Source organism: Desulfoluna sp. HI9BLuna (assembly GCF_056829775.1).
On record NZ_CP186555.1, the window covers coordinates 4980528 to 5001239 of the forward strand.

22 protein-coding genes are annotated in these 20712 nt (G+C 56.1%); 4 read left to right on the forward strand and 18 right to left on the reverse strand.

Annotation, left to right across the window (positions count from 1 at the left end):
* Positions 1–2 precede the first annotated feature (2 nt).
* The 14 genes from ACOYW0_RS20285 to ACOYW0_RS20350 form a co-directional block, all read right to left on the reverse strand.
* Entirely contained in the window at positions 3–533 is a 531-nt protein-coding gene (locus tag ACOYW0_RS20285) for a hypothetical protein (protein ID WP_482415595.1), read from the reverse strand.
* The gene (locus tag ACOYW0_RS20290) at positions 533–2980 is read right to left on the reverse strand and encodes a phage tail tape measure protein (protein ID WP_482415596.1); all 2448 of its coding nucleotides are present in this window, start codon (positions 2978–2980) and stop codon (positions 533–535) included. Before ACOYW0_RS20290 ends, ACOYW0_RS20285 begins: the two co-directional genes overlap by 1 nt.
* Before the next feature lie 211 nt (positions 2981–3191).
* Complete coding sequence (locus ACOYW0_RS20295; RefSeq protein WP_482415597.1) at positions 3192–3524, reverse strand: DUF6848 family protein; 333 nt, start codon at positions 3522–3524, stop codon at positions 3192–3194.
* A gap of 117 nt (positions 3525–3641) precedes the next feature.
* Positions 3642–4070: a hypothetical protein gene (locus ACOYW0_RS20300; RefSeq protein WP_482415598.1), complete on the reverse strand. Its 429-nt coding sequence runs from the start codon at positions 4068–4070 to the stop codon at positions 3642–3644.
* Entirely contained in the window at positions 4070–5761 is a 1692-nt protein-coding gene (locus tag ACOYW0_RS20305) for a DUF2586 domain-containing protein (protein ID WP_482415599.1), read from the reverse strand. Before ACOYW0_RS20305 ends, ACOYW0_RS20300 begins: the two co-directional genes overlap by 1 nt.
* A gap of 9 nt (positions 5762–5770) precedes the next feature.
* Positions 5771–5977 carry a hypothetical protein gene (locus ACOYW0_RS20310; protein ID WP_092215598.1) on the reverse strand — a complete coding sequence of 69 codons (207 nt, stop codon included), beginning with the start codon at positions 5975–5977 and terminating at the stop codon, positions 5771–5773.
* Positions 5978–6490: a hypothetical protein gene (locus tag ACOYW0_RS20315; RefSeq protein ID WP_482415600.1), complete on the reverse strand. Its 513-nt coding sequence runs from the start codon at positions 6488–6490 to the stop codon at positions 5978–5980.
* Positions 6491–6556: 66 nt separating this feature from the next.
* Positions 6557–6916 carry a hypothetical protein gene (locus ACOYW0_RS20320; RefSeq protein ID WP_482415601.1) on the reverse strand — a complete coding sequence of 120 codons (360 nt, stop codon included), beginning with the start codon at positions 6914–6916 and terminating at the stop codon, positions 6557–6559.
* 435 nt (positions 6917–7351) lie between these two features.
* The gene (locus ACOYW0_RS20325) at positions 7352–7699 is read right to left on the reverse strand and encodes a DUF2730 family protein (protein ID WP_180143122.1); all 348 of its coding nucleotides are present in this window, start codon (positions 7697–7699) and stop codon (positions 7352–7354) included.
* On the reverse strand, positions 7696–7908 hold the full coding sequence (locus tag ACOYW0_RS20330) for a TraR/DksA family transcriptional regulator (protein ID WP_482415602.1): 213 nt from the start codon (positions 7906–7908) through the stop codon (positions 7696–7698). Before ACOYW0_RS20330 ends, ACOYW0_RS20325 begins: the two co-directional genes overlap by 4 nt.
* A 4-nt stretch (positions 7909–7912) precedes the next feature.
* Positions 7913–8551 carry a hypothetical protein gene (locus ACOYW0_RS20335; protein ID WP_482415603.1) on the reverse strand — a complete coding sequence of 213 codons (639 nt, stop codon included), beginning with the start codon at positions 8549–8551 and terminating at the stop codon, positions 7913–7915.
* Positions 8544–8990, reverse strand: coding sequence for a DUF5675 family protein (locus tag ACOYW0_RS20340; protein WP_482415604.1), 447 nt, complete (start codon positions 8988–8990; stop codon positions 8544–8546). The genes ACOYW0_RS20335 and ACOYW0_RS20340 overlap by 8 nt, the downstream gene beginning before the upstream one ends.
* Before the next feature lie 138 nt (positions 8991–9128).
* Complete coding sequence (locus tag ACOYW0_RS20345) at positions 9129–9563, reverse strand: Mor transcription activator family protein (RefSeq protein ID WP_482415605.1); 435 nt, start codon at positions 9561–9563, stop codon at positions 9129–9131.
* 81 nt (positions 9564–9644) lie between these two features.
* Positions 9645–10253, reverse strand: coding sequence for a DUF3164 family protein (locus ACOYW0_RS20350; RefSeq protein ID WP_180143133.1), 609 nt, complete (start codon positions 10251–10253; stop codon positions 9645–9647).
* Positions 10254–10701: 448 nt separating this feature from the next.
* Here ACOYW0_RS20350 and ACOYW0_RS20355 point away from each other — a divergent pair, with 448 nt between their 5' ends.
* Positions 10702–11472 carry a LexA family transcriptional regulator gene (locus ACOYW0_RS20355; protein WP_180143135.1) on the forward strand — a complete coding sequence of 257 codons (771 nt, stop codon included), beginning with the start codon at positions 10702–10704 and terminating at the stop codon, positions 11470–11472.
* Positions 11473–11644: 172 nt separating this feature from the next.
* Here the strand turns inward: ACOYW0_RS20355 and ACOYW0_RS20360 are convergent, their stop codons facing one another.
* A complete protein-coding gene (locus ACOYW0_RS20360) occupies positions 11645–12379 on the reverse strand; it encodes an ion transporter (RefSeq protein WP_482415606.1) in 735 nt (244 codons plus the stop codon).
* A gap of 916 nt (positions 12380–13295) precedes the next feature.
* On the opposite strand from ACOYW0_RS20360, the gene ACOYW0_RS20365 reads away from it, so the two are divergent.
* The 3 genes from ACOYW0_RS20365 to ACOYW0_RS20375 all read left to right on the forward strand — a co-directional run bounded on the left by ACOYW0_RS20365 (position 13296) and on the right by ACOYW0_RS20375 (position 16270).
* Positions 13296–13580 (forward strand): hypothetical protein, encoded by a 285-nt coding sequence (locus tag ACOYW0_RS20365; protein WP_180143139.1) that lies wholly within the window; start codon positions 13296–13298, stop codon positions 13578–13580.
* Positions 13581–13936: 356 nt separating this feature from the next.
* Complete coding sequence (locus ACOYW0_RS20370; RefSeq protein WP_482415607.1) at positions 13937–15115, forward strand: lysozyme inhibitor LprI family protein; 1179 nt, start codon at positions 13937–13939, stop codon at positions 15113–15115.
* Between the two features lie 78 nt (positions 15116–15193).
* Entirely contained in the window at positions 15194–16270 is a 1077-nt protein-coding gene (locus ACOYW0_RS20375; protein ID WP_482415608.1) for a WD40 repeat domain-containing protein, read from the forward strand.
* A gap of 266 nt (positions 16271–16536) precedes the next feature.
* Here the strand turns inward: ACOYW0_RS20375 and ACOYW0_RS20380 are convergent, their stop codons facing one another.
* From ACOYW0_RS20380 to ACOYW0_RS20390, 3 genes are all read right to left on the reverse strand, one after another.
* Complete coding sequence (locus ACOYW0_RS20380) at positions 16537–17061, reverse strand: HD domain-containing protein (RefSeq protein ID WP_482415609.1); 525 nt, start codon at positions 17059–17061, stop codon at positions 16537–16539.
* Positions 17062–17120: 59 nt separating this feature from the next.
* Positions 17121–19676 (reverse strand): DNA topoisomerase III, encoded by a 2556-nt coding sequence (topB, locus tag ACOYW0_RS20385; protein ID WP_482415610.1) that lies wholly within the window; start codon positions 19674–19676, stop codon positions 17121–17123.
* A 474-nt stretch (positions 19677–20150) separates the two neighbouring features.
* Complete coding sequence (locus tag ACOYW0_RS20390) at positions 20151–20393, reverse strand: DUF3820 family protein (protein WP_482415611.1); 243 nt, start codon at positions 20391–20393, stop codon at positions 20151–20153.
* Between the last annotated feature and the right edge of the window lie 319 nt (positions 20394–20712).

Below are 20712 nucleotides of genomic sequence, written 5' to 3' on the forward strand. Positions count from 1 at the left end.
GGCTACCTCCCAACATTGATTTTAAGGGACAGTTCCGGCTCTTTGGCCGTGGTGCCGGGCGTCTTGTTTTCTGCCTTTCCGGAGGCCCCTCCGGCTTTCGGAGGTTGGGCCTGGTTTTGGACGGGCGGGTTGTGCTCGGTAAACGACAAGGTGGCCTTGATCGTATCTGTTTTGTTGTCCTCGCTGGATTGCAAGCGTTTGAATACGGCATGGTCGATACCCCATGCCGAGATGTGGTGGTTGGCGATGGTAAATACCTTCGGGTTTTTCTTTTTGTTGGTCCCTTTGAAGACCGCTACGAGTTTTTTCAGTTTGTCGTAGCAGGTGCCGTTTTCGTCGCTCACCAGGACCAGGGACAGGGAAAAATCCGAGTCTTCCCATCCCATGGGGAGTTTGGTGGTGCCGGGTTTGCTCTCCTCTTTGGGTTCATCGAAGATCACCTCGCCCCCTATGGAGAGACTCGACAAAATTCCGGGGACAGTCACTCCACCCAACGACACCTCACCATCTGAAAATTTCAAGTATCCATCCATCAGTCCTGTCCTCCGTAAGAGCTCACCAGTGTCTGCAGGGCCTGGACAAAAGAGTCCGCGTCCGACACATCGGGTAGCTGCACATGTAAATGTTCAATAACAACCTTGGAACCCTGGCTTCGCACCTCACCGCTTTCAGCGGCATGCTGCGGGCCGCTGGCACCTTCAGCCGCCTGTTCGTATGGGGTGGCAACGGCCGGAAGGGAGCTGATGCCGGACGTGTATTGCCCGGGATCGGCCATGGCTGTGCCGAGGGTAAGGCCAACTCCGACTGCCGCCCCAGCGGCCCCTTTCCCCAGTACCGACGTTGCGCCCCGGACTCCTGTGGACAGGGTATTCACCATTTGTGAGCCGGGAACAGTGAGCTTCGCCAGCGACCCCTCTTTGTCGTCCGAAGAGGAGAACCAGTTGCGAATTTTGCTGAATCCTCCCTTGATGATGGTAAAGGGCATCATGACGGCACGTTTGATGCCCGATGCCAGGGAATGCATAATCTTCACGCCGATTTCGGCCAGGTTGATGTTGGACAGGAAATTCTTGACGCCGTTAAAGCCTTGGATGATCCATCCCAAAGGCGTCAGGTTGAGAAATGCCCACTTGATGCCGTTGCCGATGGAAGCTGCATGCTCCACGATCCAACCGGCAGCGTTGCCAATGCCTTCCCCAAGCCAGACAAATGCCGAGAACAAATGGCCCACCATCTTGATGCAAAGCGTAAAGGGGCTAAGAACAAGACGAACGGCCCAGGCCAATACCTGAAAGGCCGAGCCAACCACAACGCCCACGATGGCACCGAAGGTCTGCCAGTTTGAAACGCTTGTGGACTCTGCCGCACCGAAAAGGGCGCTCGTCACGTAGCTGATGATTTTCCACAGGGGGCGGAAGGCACCCGTCACGGTATCGATGATGGGGGTAAATATACTCCCGATTCCTGCCATGGTGGTGACCATGGCGTCCCAGGCTGTGTCCCAGGCCACCTTGATGCGATAGATCACGCGACAGATCGTGGTAATCACGCCGACCAATCCGGCCGCCTGCACGTCCTTTGCCAGTTGGCCTTCAATGGTGCCGATGGTGCCTGATAAGCTTTTAAAAACGGAGATGACGCCCTGGACAATCAGTGTCAAAGGCTTGAAAAATTCGGCAATCTTGTCCCAGAAGGCAATGATCACAGCCCCCAGCGCGATAATGCCCATGGCAACCAGGCCGATGGGGTTGGTTAGAAGCGTTGCGTTGAAAAAGCCGAACGCTGCCGTAACCAAGGTCAGCACCCCGGGTAAGTACGCCAGGACGATGGCGACGGCGGAAAATCCGCCGGCCATCAGCAGGACCGCTTGTCCGATGGGGTGGGATGCCAGGGTCGTTAACCAGCCCACCACCGTGATAAGTGCGTCCGTTAAAACTTTTAAAATCGGGGTGAAGGCACTGCCCACCACGATGGAAAAGTTGGTGGTTGCTACCCCCAGGATTTTGAGGGACCCGTTGAGGTTGTTAAGTTTTGCCGTGGCCATTTCCGCTGCACGGCCTGTGTCGTTGTCCGCCGCTTTGCCAAATTCCTTGAGGCTGCCGATCCCCTCATTTAACAGGGTGTTGACAGGCTTAAGGGCTTCCTCACCGAAGATGGTTGTCAGCGTGGCGGCCTTTTCAGCCGCTTCCATGCCGGCAAGTGCTTTCTCAAGGCCCCCCAGCATATCCAAAAGATCTCCGCCGGATGCTGTGGGACTAAAATCTATTTTTTTGAGGGCTTTTGCTGCGGCATCTGTCGGCGCGGTCAGCTTTTGGAACATGGTGGAGGTTGTTTTGCCCACACTTTCCGCCTTGATACCGGCTCCGGTCATGGTGTTGGTGATGGCCGCAAACTCGGCAAAGCTGACCCCGGTTTTGCCCACCGCTGCCCCGGCATTGTCCAGAGCCGTGCCGAGCTTTGCGAGGTCCATGCCCGAGGCCGATAACGATGCGAGGGTATCGGCCACCTTGCCCGAGTCCTCGGCTTTTATGTTGAAGCGATCCATGGCTGCGGAACTCATCGAGACCGCTGCGCTCAGGCCGCACTGGGCCGCCGTAGCCAGGTTCAGGATATCCGGCAGGGAGCCGACGATCTGGTCGGGTTCGAACCCGCTTTTGCTGAGCTCCTCCTGGGCCGTCACGATTTCCCCGGCGGCAAACCCCGTTTTGGCCCCCAAATCCAGGGCGCTTTGTTTCATCAGGGCCATTTCGCTGGCGCTGGCCCTTGAGACGGCCCCCAGGCTCGACATCTGGGCCTCGAAATCGGCTGCCACCGAAATGGTGGGAGACAGGACGGCAAGGAACATCTTCGCTGCAAGGGCGAAGGGCATCATTTTTTTTGCGATACCCTTGAAGCCGTTTCCGAATTCCGTGCCCGCCTTTTTCGCCTCATCGAAGGCACTTTTTATTTCATTTAAGGAATTGACGGTGGATTCAGCCATTCCCATGTCTTGTAAAATGCTAAGCGCTTCCACTAACTGACTCCTCCTATTAGGCGCTGCAACGATTCAAGGTGTCTCTTCTCCAACCATTCTGCCCGGGCCACCTGGGAGGCGAAGGTCTCCAGGTCCTCCGCCGCCTCCTGGCCGAGCCAGTGGGAGATCATGGCCTCCCACTGGTCCATGGGGTCCAGGGTTTCCCGGGCGCGCCGGATCAGTTTCCCAGGTCACCCACGCCCACGGCCCCCATGATGGCGTTGCCGAAGGTGGCGGCCAGGCCGGGGTAGGTCTTGATGTTGGCGGCCAGGGCCTCTTTTTCGTCGGGGTGCACAATTTCGGAGACGAAGTTGCCGAAGGCTTTCATGGCGTCTTTGCCGGCCCCTTTCTGGGCGCGGGAGATCTGGGGCCGGTTGGGGCGTTTGAAGTGGTGCCTGATGGTCACCTCTTTTCCGGCAAACCGGTCGTTGAAGGTGTGTTCCATAAGGGTGTAGCCTTCGTAGGAGGTGGATGCTTCGGGTGCGGTTGTATTGGGGGTTTCTGTGGTCATGCGTTGTTCTCCTTGGATGATGTAAAGCCTCAGCCTGCCTCCGGCAGGGCTGCCGGAGGCAGACATGGACTGACTCGTTACCGGTTCACCCCATGCAAGGGCATGGGGCGGTTGGGGTTAAAGGGCTGCATCTCCGCCCCACTTGATGGGGGCGAGGATCTTGAAGTCGAGTTTCACCTTGCCGGTGGCCGACTCGTCCTGCTTGGCGCTGGTGTCCTGTTTGGTGATTTTCACCTTGGGCAGGGTGTCGGTGACGGTGTCCATGCCCTCGTCGCCGTAGCTCACGCTGATGGGAAAGGGGTCACCCTTGTAGACGCTGCCGCCAAGCTTCTTGCGAAGGCGTTGAAACTCCTCCCTGAGAAGGCTCATGGATCCCGAGGCGCTGTAGTTCTTGCGTCCGTATTTCGTGGAAATGCTGCCTTTGCCGTAGACGAGATCGATTTCCCGGCTGTCGTTGTAGCTGATCTCTTCGATATCGATTGCCGTCGTGCCGTTAAGATCAATGGTTACCGATTCCCAGTCATAGGTGTTTCCGTTGATGGGCATTAGGCCACCTCCAGTCTCGGATCCTGACGGCTGCCCGCGTACACGTACTGGGCAAAGAGTCGGATCTCTCGGATAATGGGCAGGCCGATGAGGGTAAACTCAACGGCAACCCCGTTGTTAACGATGTCCTGGCCGGCGGGGATCTCCACCTTGGAGGCGGCCAGCTCCTGGGGTCTTGCTGCGATCATGGTGCCGTGGGCCCCTTCGATGCAGGCTTTCAGATAGTTGAGGCCGCTGCCTCCGTTGTCAGCCAGGGTGGGGTCCCCGGCTTCGTCGTACATGCTCTTGAGGGCTGCCATGCGGGAGAGCCGAATCGCTTTGAAAACAGTTCGCACCACCTCTTCGTACTGGAAGTCGCTGGTGGGATCGGCCAGGGTCCTGGAGTCCCCCCAGTAGGCGGAGGAGAGGCCCGCATAACGCTTGGCCGTCAGGGCGCCTGCCTTTTCCAGGATCTTCTGGTGGGCTTCGTTGAAGTCCTCGTCCAGGGTTCCCTGGGAGATGCCGCCGTCTTTGACGCGGCCCGTGGCCCGGCATACCGGAATGGAGAGCACACGACCTGCCTGGAGCCCTGCCCAGTTACGCATCAGGCGTTTGCCCGAGGGGTCCGACACCTCGCCGTAGGCCGCGCACACCTGGACAAACCGGTGGGCGTAGCTGTCCAGCTCGGCCTTGCAGGCCGCGGTCCAGTCATCCACGGTTTCTCCGTCCTGGGGCAGGCGGTAGGCCATCTTGAAGTAGGTGGGGCGGTGGAGGTTCCACAAGGCATCGGCCTTGGCACCGGCTGCCGCCCAATCGCTGCTGTCCGAGGGCCCCACGATGAGGACGAACTCCACGTCATAACGTTCCAGGGGTTTCTCAAGGGCCGCCATCACCCCGCTGATGCTGGGCACAGGGGGAGCCAGGCGGCAGGTGTACACCGTTCCGACGGTCATGTTCGAGGCGGGAACCGTGATGGTAACTCCCGTGGAACCGGCGGCAATCAGGCCGTCGGCGGGGAGGGTGCGTTCAACATCCCAGGAGTCACCGCCGTCCAGGGAGAGCTGGTAGGTGCCCTGGTTCCGGCCACCGGCCTTGACGATCTTCAGGACCAGCTCACCGGCTGCCTTTACCGTGCCGGCCACATCGATGTCCGGGCCAGTGCCGACTTTCTCCACAGGGCCGATGGGGGTGCGCACGGTGACGCTGTAAGTGTCGCCCTCTTTTTGTTCTTCATCCGCAAGGACCAGGGTGGCCCCGGAGTCCCCCAGGGTGACCTGGCCGTTGGCCGGGGTGGCTTCCGCCGAGGCGAAGGTCTTGCCTCCGTCCAGGGAGAGTTCGCTTGTGGCCGTGCCCAGGGCACCAGTGGTCTTGATCTTCAGCACCGCGTCCAGGTTGCCTGCGGGAGAGCCCGTTGCCGTTGCGGAAGGTCCTGTGCCCGTGTGGCGCACACTGCCGATGTACCCGCCGGAGAGGCCTTCAACAGGCACGGCGATGACCACAGGCTCCTGACCCCCTGTTGCAAACACGTCCTTGAGGGTGTCCACCAGGGGGCCGACACCCAGGAGACCTTCGAGGTCCGAGTGCTTGCCGAGCAGGTAGGCCTTGCCCACGGTGCCCTTGGAGCAGACACCGGTCACAATGGCCGTGCCCGATACCCCGCCGGGAGCAAGGCCGCTGGCCCCGTCCACCAAAAATTCCAATACGTCGCCCATAATCGCTCCTTACACGATTCGGCCACCGCCCAGGGGGCGGTTGCGGAATCGTTTCAATGCGTCGTTAAACGCGGTTTCGGTAATCTGTTTGCCGGGAGCCCAGCCTGCGGCCTGCATCAGCCCTGCAAGCTCCCAGGACGGCAGGGCGCTTTTGTCTGCCAGCGCCGCCAGATCAAGCTCCTCTTCCTTTGCCTTTGTCTGTTGTTTTTTGGCCATTTAAGCCTCCTTGGTTTTGGGGGTGAACTGCACCTTGCGGATCAAGGGCAGGTCGGTCTCTTTACAGAGCATCCACTCAAAGGTGAGGTGAAGGCTGTTGCTCCGCCTCACGAACACCTCCGTCCTGTTGCCGGTAAAGCCTTCCCGCGTGGCCTTTTCCACGCGAATCTGTACAAGGTTGTTGTTTGCGTCCGTACGTTTGGGGGGCAGGGTGACGATGAACGCGTTGACAAATGCGTCCAGCCATGACTCATCGTCTGAGATCACCCCGACTCGCACGGGGAGCCGGCCCGTGTAGACCCGGTTGCGGACACGCTGATGGGTCCCTTCCGGCAGCGTCCACTTGGCAAGGGGCCGGGGGGCGTACATGAAGGTTTCTGCCAGGTACTCAAGCTCAATGCGCTTTTTGGGATCGATGGGGGACGGCTTGTTCGGCTTGGCCATTACGCTGTCTGCGCTGAGCCCGCACTGAACCGCCGCTTCCCTGATCCATGTTTCCGCCTGCTGTCTCATGCCACCCCCATGCTGTGCCTTGTTTTGTCAAAGGTGTTGAGTGCTTCCATCACCTGAATATCCTCCTTAGCTGCTTTGCGCCTTGGGGAAGGGATCAAGCCTGCCTTCGCGGATGGCAGCAAGATCGGACTCCGCCCGGTTGCGCTCGTGGAGAAGGGGCAGCCACTCGTTGTCGGTGTCGGCCTCGGACGTCACCAGGGTTGTCACCGCCGCCACGGTTCGCCAGGCCGAAAGGGCCGCCGCAATGCGACAGAGGGTGGCCGAGGCGCCGGAGGCCGCATACCCGCCTGCAAGAAGGGCCTCGTCGATCTCCCCATTCACTGCATCCACGGCACGATTCGTGACCCCGGGGCTTTTTTCCTCCGCCACCGACAGGTAAGCTTGCAAAACGTACAGGGTCAGGTCTTCCTGTGTGCACCAGGCCATGGCTATGCCTCCTTCTCGGAAATGTTGATTCGTTTCATGTCGTGCTCCTTCGTTGTTGACGCCTGTACTATCCCACGGGTGGACGGGGGCATGGGTTTCAAGCGTTTTACTCTTAATGCATGCCTCCGGCGGCAAGGGGCTATGCCCCTTGACCCCAGGTGCGCACATGCTCCGCACCTTCGTTCCTCTGGTGCGTCACATGTGCTGACGGGATGCGCCCGTGAGTATTGGTCGGGTGCACTCTGTGCACCATGATCGGGGTGCCGGAACTTTGGGGCGATGTGGTGAAATGCGCGGAGAGCAGGGGGGCGTTTTTGGGTTGCCAAGTCTGGAAGCGAGCGCCGAAGGAATTCTCAAGCCCGCTTCTTATAAATGAGGTAAAAGCGTGGCCCCCGGCAGGGTGCCGGGGGCCTTTTTTAATTTATGAAAATCGTTTCATCGTTTGCATCCATCGTTGAGGAGGTATTCCTGGATCATTTCAACGGTCCCTTTGACGCCGTCCATTTTCCCTGAGAGCCCTGCGACCTCTTCGGCCACGTCGTTGATGCGGTCGTAGACTGCCGCCAGGTCTTCGTGGGAGAGGGCATGGGCCATGTTTGTCTCCAATTTGGTGACACGCTCGGCAATGACCGACACTTCCTGGTGGACCCCTTTGACTTCCCGGGTCTTGGCGTTGAACCGGCTGCCGAGCCACACGTATGCCCCGATGGCGAGGGTGAGGCCGTACTGGCCCGCGTCAAACCAGAACCGCAGGGCTGAATAGTCCGTCGGTTGTGTGCTCACCTTTTCTTCCTTTCATGCCGGGATTCGCAGGAGACGCACCGCACGCAGCCCGGCATGGCCTGGCGCCGTTTCATGGGGATGGGTTCGCCGCAATCCACGCATTCGCTGAGGGATTCGGCGGCGGGGGACTGGACCTTTGCAAGCTGGTTGGCTATGGCGTTGCGGTTCAGGTGGTCGGCGTAATCGTTTGCTTTGTCGCAGATATCCATTGCCTTAGGCCCTCCCCAGCTTCAGGTTGCCTGCAAGGCCCTTGGACGCCATGCGGTCTCCGAACCACCAGGTGACCGCTGTCACCGTGAGGTACAGCACAATGTTGATGGTGTCCGAGAGGATGCCTCCGGCCATGGCCGGGGTCAGGGCGGGGCCGTTTACCGCTTCCAGGAGCTGCCATGCCTTTGCCGTGATCCAGGTGGAGACGCCCAGGAGGTAGGCGGTAATCCCGGGCCGGGCCATGGATTTAAAGGCATCGGCCAGTCCGAAGAACAGGGCCAGGAGCACCCCGAAGGGCACGGTGAGGCATTTTGCCCAGCCTGTCATGTCCAGGAGCCGGTCCATGTAGCCGCTGTCAAAGATGCGCACCTGGCCTGCTTTCTGGCTCTCGGTAAAGGCTGCCACTTCGGCCATCTCAATCTCTCCTGCCACCCGGGTGCGGGTGACCCTGATGTTGGCTTCGGCCTCGGCCATCATGGCTTCGCTCTCTGCCTCGACCATGGCCACGTCGTGTGCCCGCTGTCTGTCCCGGTCGTCCATCTCCAGGGCCTTGATTTTGCGTTGGTTGTACGAGGACCAGACGGTGCCGATAAGCCCGGTCAGTCCGCCGAAAAGGGTCGTCAAAAGGGTTCCTTCAAGCATGGTTGTTTTCCCAGAGGTCGATGATGGTGATCCGGGCGTCCCGGCCCGCCATCAGGTTGTTGAATTGCCTCACTGTGGCCCGTGACACCAGGACGGCCCGCTGGCCGTTGAGCCAGCCCATGCGCCTTCCCAGCAGCACGCATCCCTCCACATGGGTTTTGAACCCCTTGCGGATGTCCCCGGCATAATTGCCGGAGTGAACGAGGATATACGTGCGGTGGGGAACCTGGCGTATGTGGTAGGTGGCACGCCTGGGCGTGACCCGCCATGCCATGGGGTAGGTCCCGGGCGGGATGCACGACACGTTGGGTCGATTCTCCCGCCAGGGCAGCTCCAGGGTGAAGCAGGCAAAGCCAAGCTCGGGGGCCGTCAGGATGCCTTCGGTGCCCTGGTCGGATTGGCGCAATCGGGTGAGGTATAGGGTGAGTGTTTTTTCCATGCAGGTATAAAAACACAGAAAAAACAGGGGGTGGGTTTAAAGGGTTTTAACGTATTTTCACTGGCTCCCAGGTGCCCCCACCTGGCCGCCGGGGGCAACTGAATGGTTCAATGCGTTGGCCATGGTCGGTATACTCACCTAATCAAAGGACCGCTTATGCTGGTCTCGATCTTTTCGCAGGGAACGCTGCTTGCTGATGATGTTGTAAATCTGTGCCGTGGTTAGCCCGGTCTTTCGGGAAAGCTCACGCTGGTTGCATCCGTCAAAGAGCCGGAAGATCATGGCATCCCGGATGGCCCGTTTTAACTTATCGTCCCTGGGCAGGTAGACGTTGCGTCCGCCCAGGTAGTGGGCAATGACCACAATGACGTTTTGAGACCACTCCAGGGCCTCCTCCGGCTTCATTTTGGCCCAGTCCTGGAAATGGTCATCCACCACATCCACCAGTTCGGCCAGGAGGGTTGGCCACAGGCGCTGGTCATCCCTCACCGACGAGTCCAGCCCGCTCAGTACCTGCTTTGCATCCATGGCATTGGGGTCAAACAGTTTTGATTGTTCGGCGTCTCGTTTCATCTCTCCTCCGTATTCTGCTGTCTTGCCAGGGCAGGTCATCCCGCCCTGCGATCTCCCGTACGTGTTTTTTTCGTCTATCCGCTACACCGCCGCCAGGGCCAGTGCCACAGGCTTGTAGGCCTCGGTCTCTTCATCCCGCTCATACACCCGTAAATAGGGTTTTGTGTCGGCCACTTTCATGCTGTCCGTGATGGCCTCCATGGCTTTTTTCCATTTGGGGTGTTCAATCTTCAGCTGGCGAAGGCCCAAGACGCGGGAGGTGCTTACCTTGCCTTCGGAGTCTGTTTTAAAGGCGTGGTCTACAAGGGCTTTTACCTCGCTTCGGCTTCCGTCCGTCCATTCGTGGATGCACTCGTCAATGAGCTCCTTGGCTACCTGGAGGCGCTCGTCAAAGACGATGTAGTCGGCCATGGCTCGTTCGACCCGGTATCGTCCGTCAAAGGAGTGAAGGGTGACGTTTCCTTTTTTACCGCCGATTTTTACCCCGTACTTCTCACCGGAGAGCTGGACAAAGGCCGCCGTGTCCGCCATGGCCCTGCCCTTGAAGTCGGCCAGGACCTTCTGGGTGGCCTTGGCTCTCTCAACGATCTCTTTGACCAGGTCGTCCCGCATCAGGTCCAGTTCCTCTACCTGCTCCATGGGGACCAGGTGGCCTTTCATGTCCTTCATGTATCCTTCAGGTACCTGCATCACTCTTCACCTCCATTGATCTATTAGGTCTTCAGCCCGGTCCGGGGCCTTTCGGGCGGCGGCAATCTCTGAGAGCGCCTTTGTCTGTTCAGCGGCCAGTTCACACTCATCGTTTGATTCCATGGTGGTCGAATTGGATCTTCCACCAGCTTGGCCGTTGTGACGGAATACACTTTTGTGTTAGTGTCTCTTTGATTCGGTTACAATTTGACCTACACATGAAATGTATGATTGTGCAGGCCGCTGGGTTGTGTACACCGTGGGTTGATTTATCGCCCACAAAACTGTTCACGTCAAGTGTATTTTTGATGATGAGGTTTAATTTTTGGTGTACCCAAGGCCCCGGTATGTACATAATGAATAATAATTGCTGGTTACACTTCAGGTTTATTTTTGAGCGTGCCATTGCATCTTAAGTTTAAACGGTTGCAACCGGTTTGGAGGCGCTATGGATTCGGTAAAGGCCATTGATAGAATCATGGAAGCCACAGGTTTAAGCTCGCAAAGAGAGCTTGCGGATTTGTTGAATGTTTCTGTTCAATCTATTTCGAATCAAAAGAAGAAAGAGGGGATTCCGGCCCCCTGGCTCCTGACACTCTGTGACAGCCACGACCTTAACCCCAAATGGATAAGGGATGGCGTGGGGCCGAAATATATTGGCAGGGACGGTAAGGATGGGAGTGCATGCCATCAGCCTGAAGAGGAGTCACAGCAGGTCAAGCCGCCGTGCGTTCGCCAGGAAGGCCGTATTGAAGAGGATGAGAACGGGGAGCTGAAGGTCCCCGTCCTTGAAGCACCCGAGGTGGATCACTACGACTACATCCCCATGGTTGAGGCCCAGCTGTCGGCAGGGGGGGGCTCCTTCATGGCCAGCGAGCGGATCAGGGATTACTATGCCTTCCGCAAGGCCTTCATTGCCAACGTCGCCACATCGGTGAAGAAGCTTATCCTGATGCGTGTTTCCGGTGAATCCATGGAGCCCGAGATCCGAAACGGGGCCACCGTCATGATAGATTTGGGCCGCAGGCATATTAAAAACAACTGCATTTACGCCCTGGGCCTGGAGGACACCATCATAATAAAAGAGCTGGAGCGTATCCCCGGGGGCCGTGTCCGCGTCATTTCCAAAAACCCCCAGTACCCCGCATACGAAGCCGATGCCAAGGCCCTGCGTATCATTGGCCAGGTGATCTGGGGTGATCGCATGTATCCCATCTAAACGACCATGCCTTGGGCATTGGAAAACAAAAAAGCGACTCCGGGAAACTCCCCGGAGCCGCTTAAAAACGAGTCCATTACAGTCTGTAAAAAAACGGTTTTCCTACCTTCTTTTCCCGCCAATCCTTGGCCCGATGGCTGAAATTCAATGACTGTGCTTCCCGGTAGCGGGTTTACCTTTTTCCCGACCCCTTTGATTCCTGCTCCTGTCGGATTGCTGAAAGCGCGGACGAAACAATACCGGTTGGCACGGCAACCAGTCCCAGGCCCAGCATTAGAACAACAAAGGTAAACATCCGTCCACCCGTGGTGATGGGGTAAATATCCCCGTAACCCACCGTCGTAAGGGTTGCCACTGCCCACCAGAGGCAGTCAAAGATTGAGCGAAACACCTCCGGCTGTGCCTGATGCTCAAAGTGGTAGACACCCACCGCTGCAAGGTAAAGCATGACCATGCTGCCCACGGTGAAAATCAGCAGCTCTTCCTTGGCCAGGGCAATGGCCTTGCTGAACCGCAGGAGAGCGCTGTTGTATCGAGCCAGTTTCAAGAGCCTGGTCAGCCGGAGAAGTCTTAAAATCCTCAATGTCCGAAGGTCCACGGCTGGAGCAATATAAAAGGGGAAAATCGCCAGGAAATCCACAACACCGTAAAAGCTGAAAATGAATTTCAGGCGATTCTCGGCGGTGTAGATTCTCCAGAGGTATTCGATGGTGAAAATGCCTACGACACATACCTCGGAATACCATAAAAACCGACGCATACCCGCAGATAAGTCCGGTATGGTTTCAATGGAAAAACAGACAACTGAGTAAAGGATAAGAAGGGTTATAAACAGGGATACGGACGGGGCATCCTGCTTGTGTGTTTCGGTGCTGCTTTCCACCGGAGCGATCTGCTGTGGCTTCATTCTTTTCCTCTGTAAGATTTCAAGACATGATGTTACTGATTGGGTCTTTGGCTGACGATGAATTATTTATCTTTGTTGTTTTATGAAAGATAATGGGCAGGGGCAACAACTAAATGAAGAGTGACTATGGTTTTGTGTGGGGTATGATTCAGTGATTTGAAAATGCAAAATGTAAATCAGCGTTTGCTGTTTGATTTTCTCACCCTTCGGGCGAGCCGGTGGAGGGCGAACGATTGCGGCAGGCATCCGGGTCAGTGGATGTTGTTTCCATTGTTGTTGAAATGAATAAATACAGACTATTACGTTAAAAAAATGTTGACACGCAGGCAGGATGAAATTATGGTGAGTCGTAATAACTAGTTATTGTGGGAATCAAGAAGCGACCCGACAGGATGCTGGAACATCCTGCCAGGCCTGACCAGAACAACCTTAGAAGGAGGTCGTCATGGCTAAGCGGTTTTTTACACCACCCCCCGATCCATTTCAAGTCGTATTTTCCTTTATGCGCATCACATCGCGCACCTTTTACCTGCACAATTGCCGGTTCAAATGGCCAGTGAACACGTGCGTTTCTGACTGACGGCGGGGGAAGACGCCTCTTCGGAATTCTGCGCGTATTCGATCTGCGTTGGTGGCAGCGGTGCTGCGTCTTTTTCCTCATGTTCTCACCGAAGAGGTGTTTTCCCTTCTCCTGTTTCAGGGCGAGCCTGTTCCCATTGTTGAGGGGCGGCTATTCCTTATAAAAAAAAACTTTGCCGCGCGTTGGTTTGCCTTCCTTCGAGGGCGTAACGAGCAAGACGCCACGGATGCGCGATGAAGGCGGATCGTGATGAGGGGATCAGGGGATGGTCTCTGCAACGGCCTGAAGATGCGGGCCGTGTCTGTTTTCCTCTCACCAGAATAAAAGGAGGTTATCATGGCTTTAACCGATATGGACTCTTCTCCGGGGATGTTTGAGGGTACCGAAATTTCGGAATTGTGCGACTCCATCAAGGACATTCACCGCCTGCTGAGGTCCGTCGGGTCTTTTTATGCGGAGCTGGATGCCGCGGAAGCGCCCGGGGGAAACGGCCTTCAGATCGATTTCAAGAAATGGGGCATCCGAACCATCACCGAGGACCTCCTGGCCCGGCAGTATGCCAAGATCGATCGGATGGCGGCAATCTATAAGGAAGAGCAGGAGAGGATGAGGGGGAGATAGGGCTCACACGCATCGAACAGGCCGGTTGCCAGGCGGAGTCAGGGGGATGGTCCGTATTGGCTTCTTCAGGTAAAGGATCGCAGGTTTCTGGGGGCGGCTGAAGCAGCAGGTCGCCAGCTTCACCGAGCCGGGGGATACTCGGTATGTCCACACGTACAAATAACACGGCCCGGCTATCTGGTTTTTGCTGTTTGCCTGGTTCCTTTGCTTTGTTTTTGGGGAGGGAGAGTTTCTTAGTGTTGAATGATATAGATATACTTTTTGCTCTTTGTTCTATACGCTATGTTTGAAAATGGTGGGTAAGGTTGTTTATAGTTTGAGGATGTTGAGTGATGTTTAACTTTGAAAAGTAGGATATGATGAAAACACTTCGGCTTGCTATTTTGACGGCTTTTATTCTCCTGCCCTCGCTTGTCTTGGCGGGAAACTGTGACAACCCAACAAATGATTTTGATGGCGTCTATTGTCTCACCAAAAATTATCTGGCCGTAGATACCCGGCTCAATGAAACGTATGGTGAATTGATTTCCTTTCTGACCGATGATCAGAAAAGACAGCTAAAAAAAGAACAGATCCAATGGATGAAAGAGAGAAATGCGACGTGCTCTATAGATCATGAGGGACGTTTTTTCATTGATCTCAACCTTGCCACGCAATCAACTCTATCGCGTTTGTCATATTTGAACAAAGAGCTTCAGCGATTCAAAAAATCGGGGGACGTCAGCCTTAGCGCTCCTTCCGATACCAGCAAACCATTGGACCCGCCTCCCTTGAATTTGCCACGGCCGTACAAAGTCAGCACCTTTTCAGCCATGTATTTTAACGGGACGGACCATGTGAGTTCCGAAATGGTCACGCATCCTTCCATTAATTATGAGAATGACGTTTTTTGTAAAATTCCTGCCAGCAGCTTTGAGGCCGTTTGGGAGGCGAACATTGACGTCCAGGAGGCATGCAGCCTGCCCATATCGTTCGCTTCGACAACACACGGTATGGCTGCCTTTTTTTTGGATGATGTGTCCATACCCAACGGGCTGGATTCCAATGGGAGCCTGTCCATACCCCTTGAAACCGGAACGCATCGTCTGCGAATTGAGTACAAAAACCATGGGTACAGAGCAAATTTTAACGCAGCGGTGGTGAACTATCCCGGTGCATCCAGCAAAGGCGACCTCCAGGTATTTTTTGAAAAAGCGTTAAGTAATTCAGCCAGGTCCGTTCACATTTCAGGTGAAGCCACCACCGATTATAACAATAATGTCCATGTATACTTACCCGACGAGGGCCCGGTTTTTTTGGTTCTCGAGAGCCAGACATCGATTAACTGGACTTTTTATAATCAGAGCGACGTCAGGGTAAGCGGTGTTCTTATCTGCTGTGATTCCGGAGCCTCCACAGTAACGGGGATCCGCGAAGACACACCTGTATATCACGTGGAAGCAATTGATCGATCCGTGTATCAAGGCATGCTCCCGGAAGCATTTGATTATGAGTATAAAGAGAAAAATATGCTTCGGGCTGATTTCTCGTATTGATGTGGCCGCTACCCACTGAAAGCACGAGGTTTCAGTGGAAACGATGGATCATTTAAGCGTAAGCTGAAAGAAAAATATATGATGAATGAAAATCAAAAAAAGGGATTGTTGGCCGTCCTGCTAGTTACCCTCTGCATCCTGCTGGTCCCTCAGTTCGTAAAATCAAAGGCTCCGGAAACCCCGAAAGTCAAACCAGAAACCGTGAAATCCGATCTGCGGACATACCTGGAAGGGTTGCAGTATGATAAAGGCTCTTCGGTTAAAGCGCTTGCCTACAACCCCACGTGCGGAATGCTGGGTGTGGGGTATGAAAACGGAATGGTTGAGTGGCATGATACCAGCGGAATGAAAGCACCTCAAAACTTCAAGGCACATGACATGCGGGTGAGCAACATCGCCATCTCAGATGACGGTGCCATGGGCTTTACAAATTCTTATTTTGACGATGCAACGAGAGTTTGGGATCTCAAGACAGGGTCTTTGGTAACCACAATTGCCGATGCGCGTAAAGCGTCAATAATCTATGAGGAAACTAGAGATTATAAGGTCGTATTTGCCTGCGGCGCAGGCCGCGTAAAGATATTTGACACCCGATGGGGTATTTATGACGATACTTATAAATTCGAGGCCTCTGCTACATCAATGGCTTTGAGTTCTGACAGGCGCTGGCTCTCCGTGGGCTCTTCGACGGGTGGTATTGATGTCTGGGAAGTGACGCGTCAGGGCGATAAACCTGTTCTTGTGAAGCAGGGGGCCATACAACCCTATGAAGTGGGGAACTTGATCATCAGCGTTACATTTAACGATACATGCGACAAACTCTATACCGTGACACAAAAAGGCCAGATCGACAGCTGGCGTGTCCCGGGCCTTGAGAGAGAATATCATTTCGTGTCGGGTATCAAGCATGCCTATTCCGCCGTTCCCTTAGGGCGGCCGAACTCAATTATCCTGATGGGCTCTAAAGATAAATGGGGACAAGGATATAGCCACGGTGAGTTGATAGACTTGGACAAGGGAAGCAACAGGCTTGTTTTTAAACGTGTCGCATCACACTGCGTTCCACTGCTCTTTCCTTCCATGCACACCCTGATGGTTGCCTCCGGGAAAACAAATCATCTTGTTGACGTTTCGCGTTTTGCGTCAGGCAACTAAAGACGATGGGACAGGCCGTCTTTGCGAGGCATAGGCCGGAGGGGCCATCAGCATTTTTACATACAGACAAAAAAAAGATATTTCCGGATGCTCTGGGGGATTATGCAACCATGCACTGAAATGCCCCGAAGAGAACCGTGATATTTTGGAGCGGGTTTTGGAGACCCTGGCAGGTGTTTTTTCGGGTGTGCTTGTTATCTGCCTTGAGCCCAATACAGACTGATCTTGGCGAACAAATCCGGCGGGTATTATCCGGGCCTGCCGGGTTAGCCGCCGATGCTTCGCCTTAACCGGCTATCCCCTTCGTTTGCAATACGTTCAAACAGGGAATCGAGCTGGGGAAACACATCCCATCTGTCCTTGTGAAGGTGACCTGCGATAAGGTCAATGACCTTAAGCTCCAAGGCATCAATGCGTTTGCCTTTCCAGAGTGTGTCAGCCAGCGCAAGGGTCAGCTCTTCAAGGGAGCATTCCATTTTATGCCAGCGGCCGTGGGACAAACAGCACCGGGCCAGTTTCGGAGAAACCCCCTGGTCAAGCAGCATTTTTTCACCCTGGGGTTCATGGTTTGAACCGGGCGTCGACATCTCTTGGGGGTGGACGATTTTTCCTATGTCATGGATCACAACCGCGGTCTGTACAAACTCGGAATCGACGGGAACGTTCAGTTTCTCAAATGTGGTCAGAAGCGCGTTTGCCGCTTCACCCACCAGCTTGGCGTGGGTGATGAGGTGGCCGGGTGCCCCCATGGTTTTCAGCAGCTCAAATGCGTCTGTCTGTGAATGCAGCAACGAGGGTTCTCCCGATGTCGTTCGTTTAAGAGTGTAGCCACTGGCGGTTTGTCTGTCTTTTATCCGTGGCTGCACGCAACGGCCTGGAAATGATGATACCCCTGCTCGTCCGGGTCTGCCATGGCCACCCAACCCTGTGGGGTGTTGGTGAGGCGGATGCGGGTTTTGACGGGCTGGCCGTCGGGGCGCGTGAGGTTGCACGGCCGGGTGGGTTTCATGGAGAGCAGGCTGATGAGCTGGGTACGGGTGAGCTCCCTGCCGAAGAGGGTTTTCCAGATGACAAACCGGCAGCCGCCTTTGTCAGCAGGCCAGTTGGCGCAGCCAAAGCCTCTCTTGCCTTCGATGATGGTGCCGCCGCAGGCCGGACAGGGGGGCAGGGGCTTCTGGGGGGCGTCGGGCCTGGACGTTCTGGGGGCAGGTGGTTGCACCTGGTTTGGTTCGGAGGCAGGGCGCTCCGAGGCCCAGGGTACGGGGCCGTCGTTTTTTTTGCCGCTCTTTTTGGGCTTGGAGTCGAAGTCAAAGGTGGTTTGCCAGGTGCCCTCTTTCTGCACAAGAACGATGGCCGCGGAGAATCGCTTTTTCTTTTTGGAGAGAAAGCCGTTGTAGGGACCGGACTTTTTTGTGCGCAGGAGGTGGCCCACCATGTTGGGGGTCAGCGTTTTGCCGGCCATTTTTTTCCAGATGGTGAAGCCGCAGGTGCAGGCGTAGTTTTTGTAAGCTTCAATCACCTCGCCCCCGCAGGCCGGGCAGCGGCCCACCACCTCACCGGTCTTTTTGCGGGAGGCCGGAGCCTTGCCTTCCATGGCAAGGGTTTTCAGCTCTTCCATGGACTTTTCGACGAAGCCTTTGATGGCGGCAAGGAAGGTGTCGTTTGAGCCGTCGTTTTCCCCCAGGGCGATGCGGTTGAGGCTCATCTCCCAGCGGGCGGTCTCTTCAGGGGAGGTGAGGACCTTGCTCACGGCGGTCTTCTGGAGCATCTCCACCAGGTAGCAGCCCTTGTCCGTGGCGTTGAGGGTTTTGCCTTCACGTTTTGCGTACTCGCGGGTGATGAGGATCTCCAGGATCTGGGCGCGGGTGGACTGGGTGCCGATGCCGATCTCACCGCGGAAGAGGTCCTTCATGGCCTTTTCCGATACGTAGCGTCCCGGGTTGGTCATCTCCTTCAAGATCAGGGCGTCGGTGTAGGCCGGGGGTGGGGTGGTCTCCTTTTTTTCCGGGGCCACCTTCTGTTTGTGGGCGGGATCCCCCTTGGCCAGGGGCGGGATGTGGGCCTCTTCCTCTTTTTTTGCTTTCACCGGCCATGCCGCGCGCCAGCCCGGAGACAGGATGATCTTGCCCGTGGTCTGAAAGGTCTCCTGGGAGAACCCGGTGACGATCTTTGTGTTCTCGTAGTGGCAGTTGGGGTGAAAGGCCGCGGCAAACCGCCGGAGCACCAGCTCGAAGATCTTGGCCTCGTCCGGCGATGCGCTGGGGGGCAGGTTCTTTAAGGGGATCAGGGCGTGGTGGTCCGTGAGCTTGGCGTCGTTGAAAACCCGCTTGTTGGAAAGGGAGATGCGTCCGTGGTCCACCCCCTCGAACAGGGCCGGGGCTGTCGGGGTGAGCTTTTCCACCAGCTTTTTGACCATGTCCAGGTTCTGGGTGCCCAGGACCCGGGAGTCGGTGCGGGGGTAGGAGAGGCATTTTTTGTCCTGATAGAGCCCCTGGGCCACGCTCAAAGTCTTTTTGGCCGGGAACCCGAACCGCTTGTTGGCCTCCTGCTGGAGGTCGGTGAGGGAGAAGAGAAAGGGCGGGGGCTCTGACTTTTTCTCCTTTTCCGCAGAGAGTACCGTGCCCGGTGCGTTGTCGCCGGTGAGCCGCTCCACAAGGGCCCTTGCCGCCTCAAGATCGAAGAGGCGCGTCTCCTTGCCTTTGAACCAGGTGCCGATCCAGGTGCCCTTCTCGTTTTGAAAGTGAACCTTTATCAGAAGGTAGGGCTCGGGCTTGAAGTTCTCCCGCTCCCGGCGTCTCTGCACCAGAAGGGCCAGGACCGCCGTTTGCACCCTGCCCACGGAATAAAGATCCCCCAGGCGCACGGTAAGGGCCCGGGTGCCGTTCATTCCCACCATCCAGTCCGCCACCTGCCGGTAGTACCCCGCCCGCCAGAGGCGGTCGTAGTCGGTGATGGGCTTCAGCTTATTCAGGGTGCTTCTCACCACGGCAGGGGTCAGGGCCTGGCTTGTCCAGAACCGCATGATCCGCCCCTTGTCCGTAAAGCCCGCCTGCAACAGGATGGTCCGGGCGATGACCTCACCCTCGCGCCCTGCGTCCGTTGCGATGATCACCCGTGAGAGTCCCGGGGTTTTGAGGAGCTTTTTGATGACCGAGAGCTGCTTGCCACTTTTTTTGATGGGCTTGTACTTGAAAGGCTCCGGCAGGATGGGCAGGGTGTCCAGGGACCATTTCTTGAAGGAGGGGCTGTAATCCTCGGGGGCGAACAGCTCCACCAGGTGGCCCACGGCCCAGCAGATCAGGGTGTCGTTGCCCTCGAAATAGCCGTCGCGCTTTGTGCGGACGCCCAGGGCCTTGGAGAAGTCAACCGCCACGGAGGGCTTTTCGGTGAGGATGAGAGTGGTCATAGAGCTGTCATAGCGTAAAATCTTGGAAGAAGGAACGCAAAAACAAGCAAGGGCTGCCTCCGGCGGCGAGGTGAGCCACCTCGAAAGCTGATTGCCATTGCGCTTTCCCTTCGTTCCTCAGAGCAAATCGCAATGGCCTTCGACCCGGGCTTCGCCCGACATAAACGTCGATGGTTAACGCGGGCTGGTTCACAAGCTTCGACGTAACAGGATACGTTGTTGCTACTTGTCCATTATGGATTTAACCGCACTGCATCCGGCGGCCAGGGTGGCGATACCACAGTAGCGAAACATACCTGGAAGCCCTGTGACGAGAGCATGTAAGGCAAACATCCCGCAAACGGATTCAGAGCACTCGCGTGGGGTGTGATACGTGGTAACCGTTTTTGCGAGATAGGCCCGTTTCATTCTTTCGGAAACAGATAAATGGCTGTTGAAATTCTCTGGGCTTTAATCGGAATAACCTATGCCCTCTCACCTATTACCTGATTTCCCATCTTTCAGCGGCTCAAACAGATACTCCAGCCCATTCACCTTGATCTCATAGACCAGCCCAAGCATCTCCCCCAGCTCCCCCTTGGGAAATCCCTCCTGGTGGAACCACACCACATAGGGCTCGGGCAGGTCCACGAGGAGGACGCCGTGGTATTTTCCGAAGGGCATGGGGGTTCTGGCGACTTTGAGGAGCATGGTGGGGTCGAAGGTCGGGCTTTGCATGGGGTTGATCCTTATAAATATTAAATCTGATGGCTTCACACTATGAGTTACCGAAAATACCCCGGCTTTGGAAGGGCGTTGCGCAAGATGACATGAAAAAGCGCTCCCTTCAAGGGGCCGCGGCTTGCTTTCTGAAGGGCGCGCTGATAGATTTCCACCATCCATCATCAAAAGAGGGTGTTGGGCGGTTTTGTTGCAGGCCCATTCGGTCGGTCTGTTTTGGGTCACGGGCACAGCCGTGGGCTGCTTTTTATGTTTCGGGGTTTTCATCGTGTTTGATGCAAAGCGAGGTGTTCGGGTTTTTGTTTTATGGATGTGT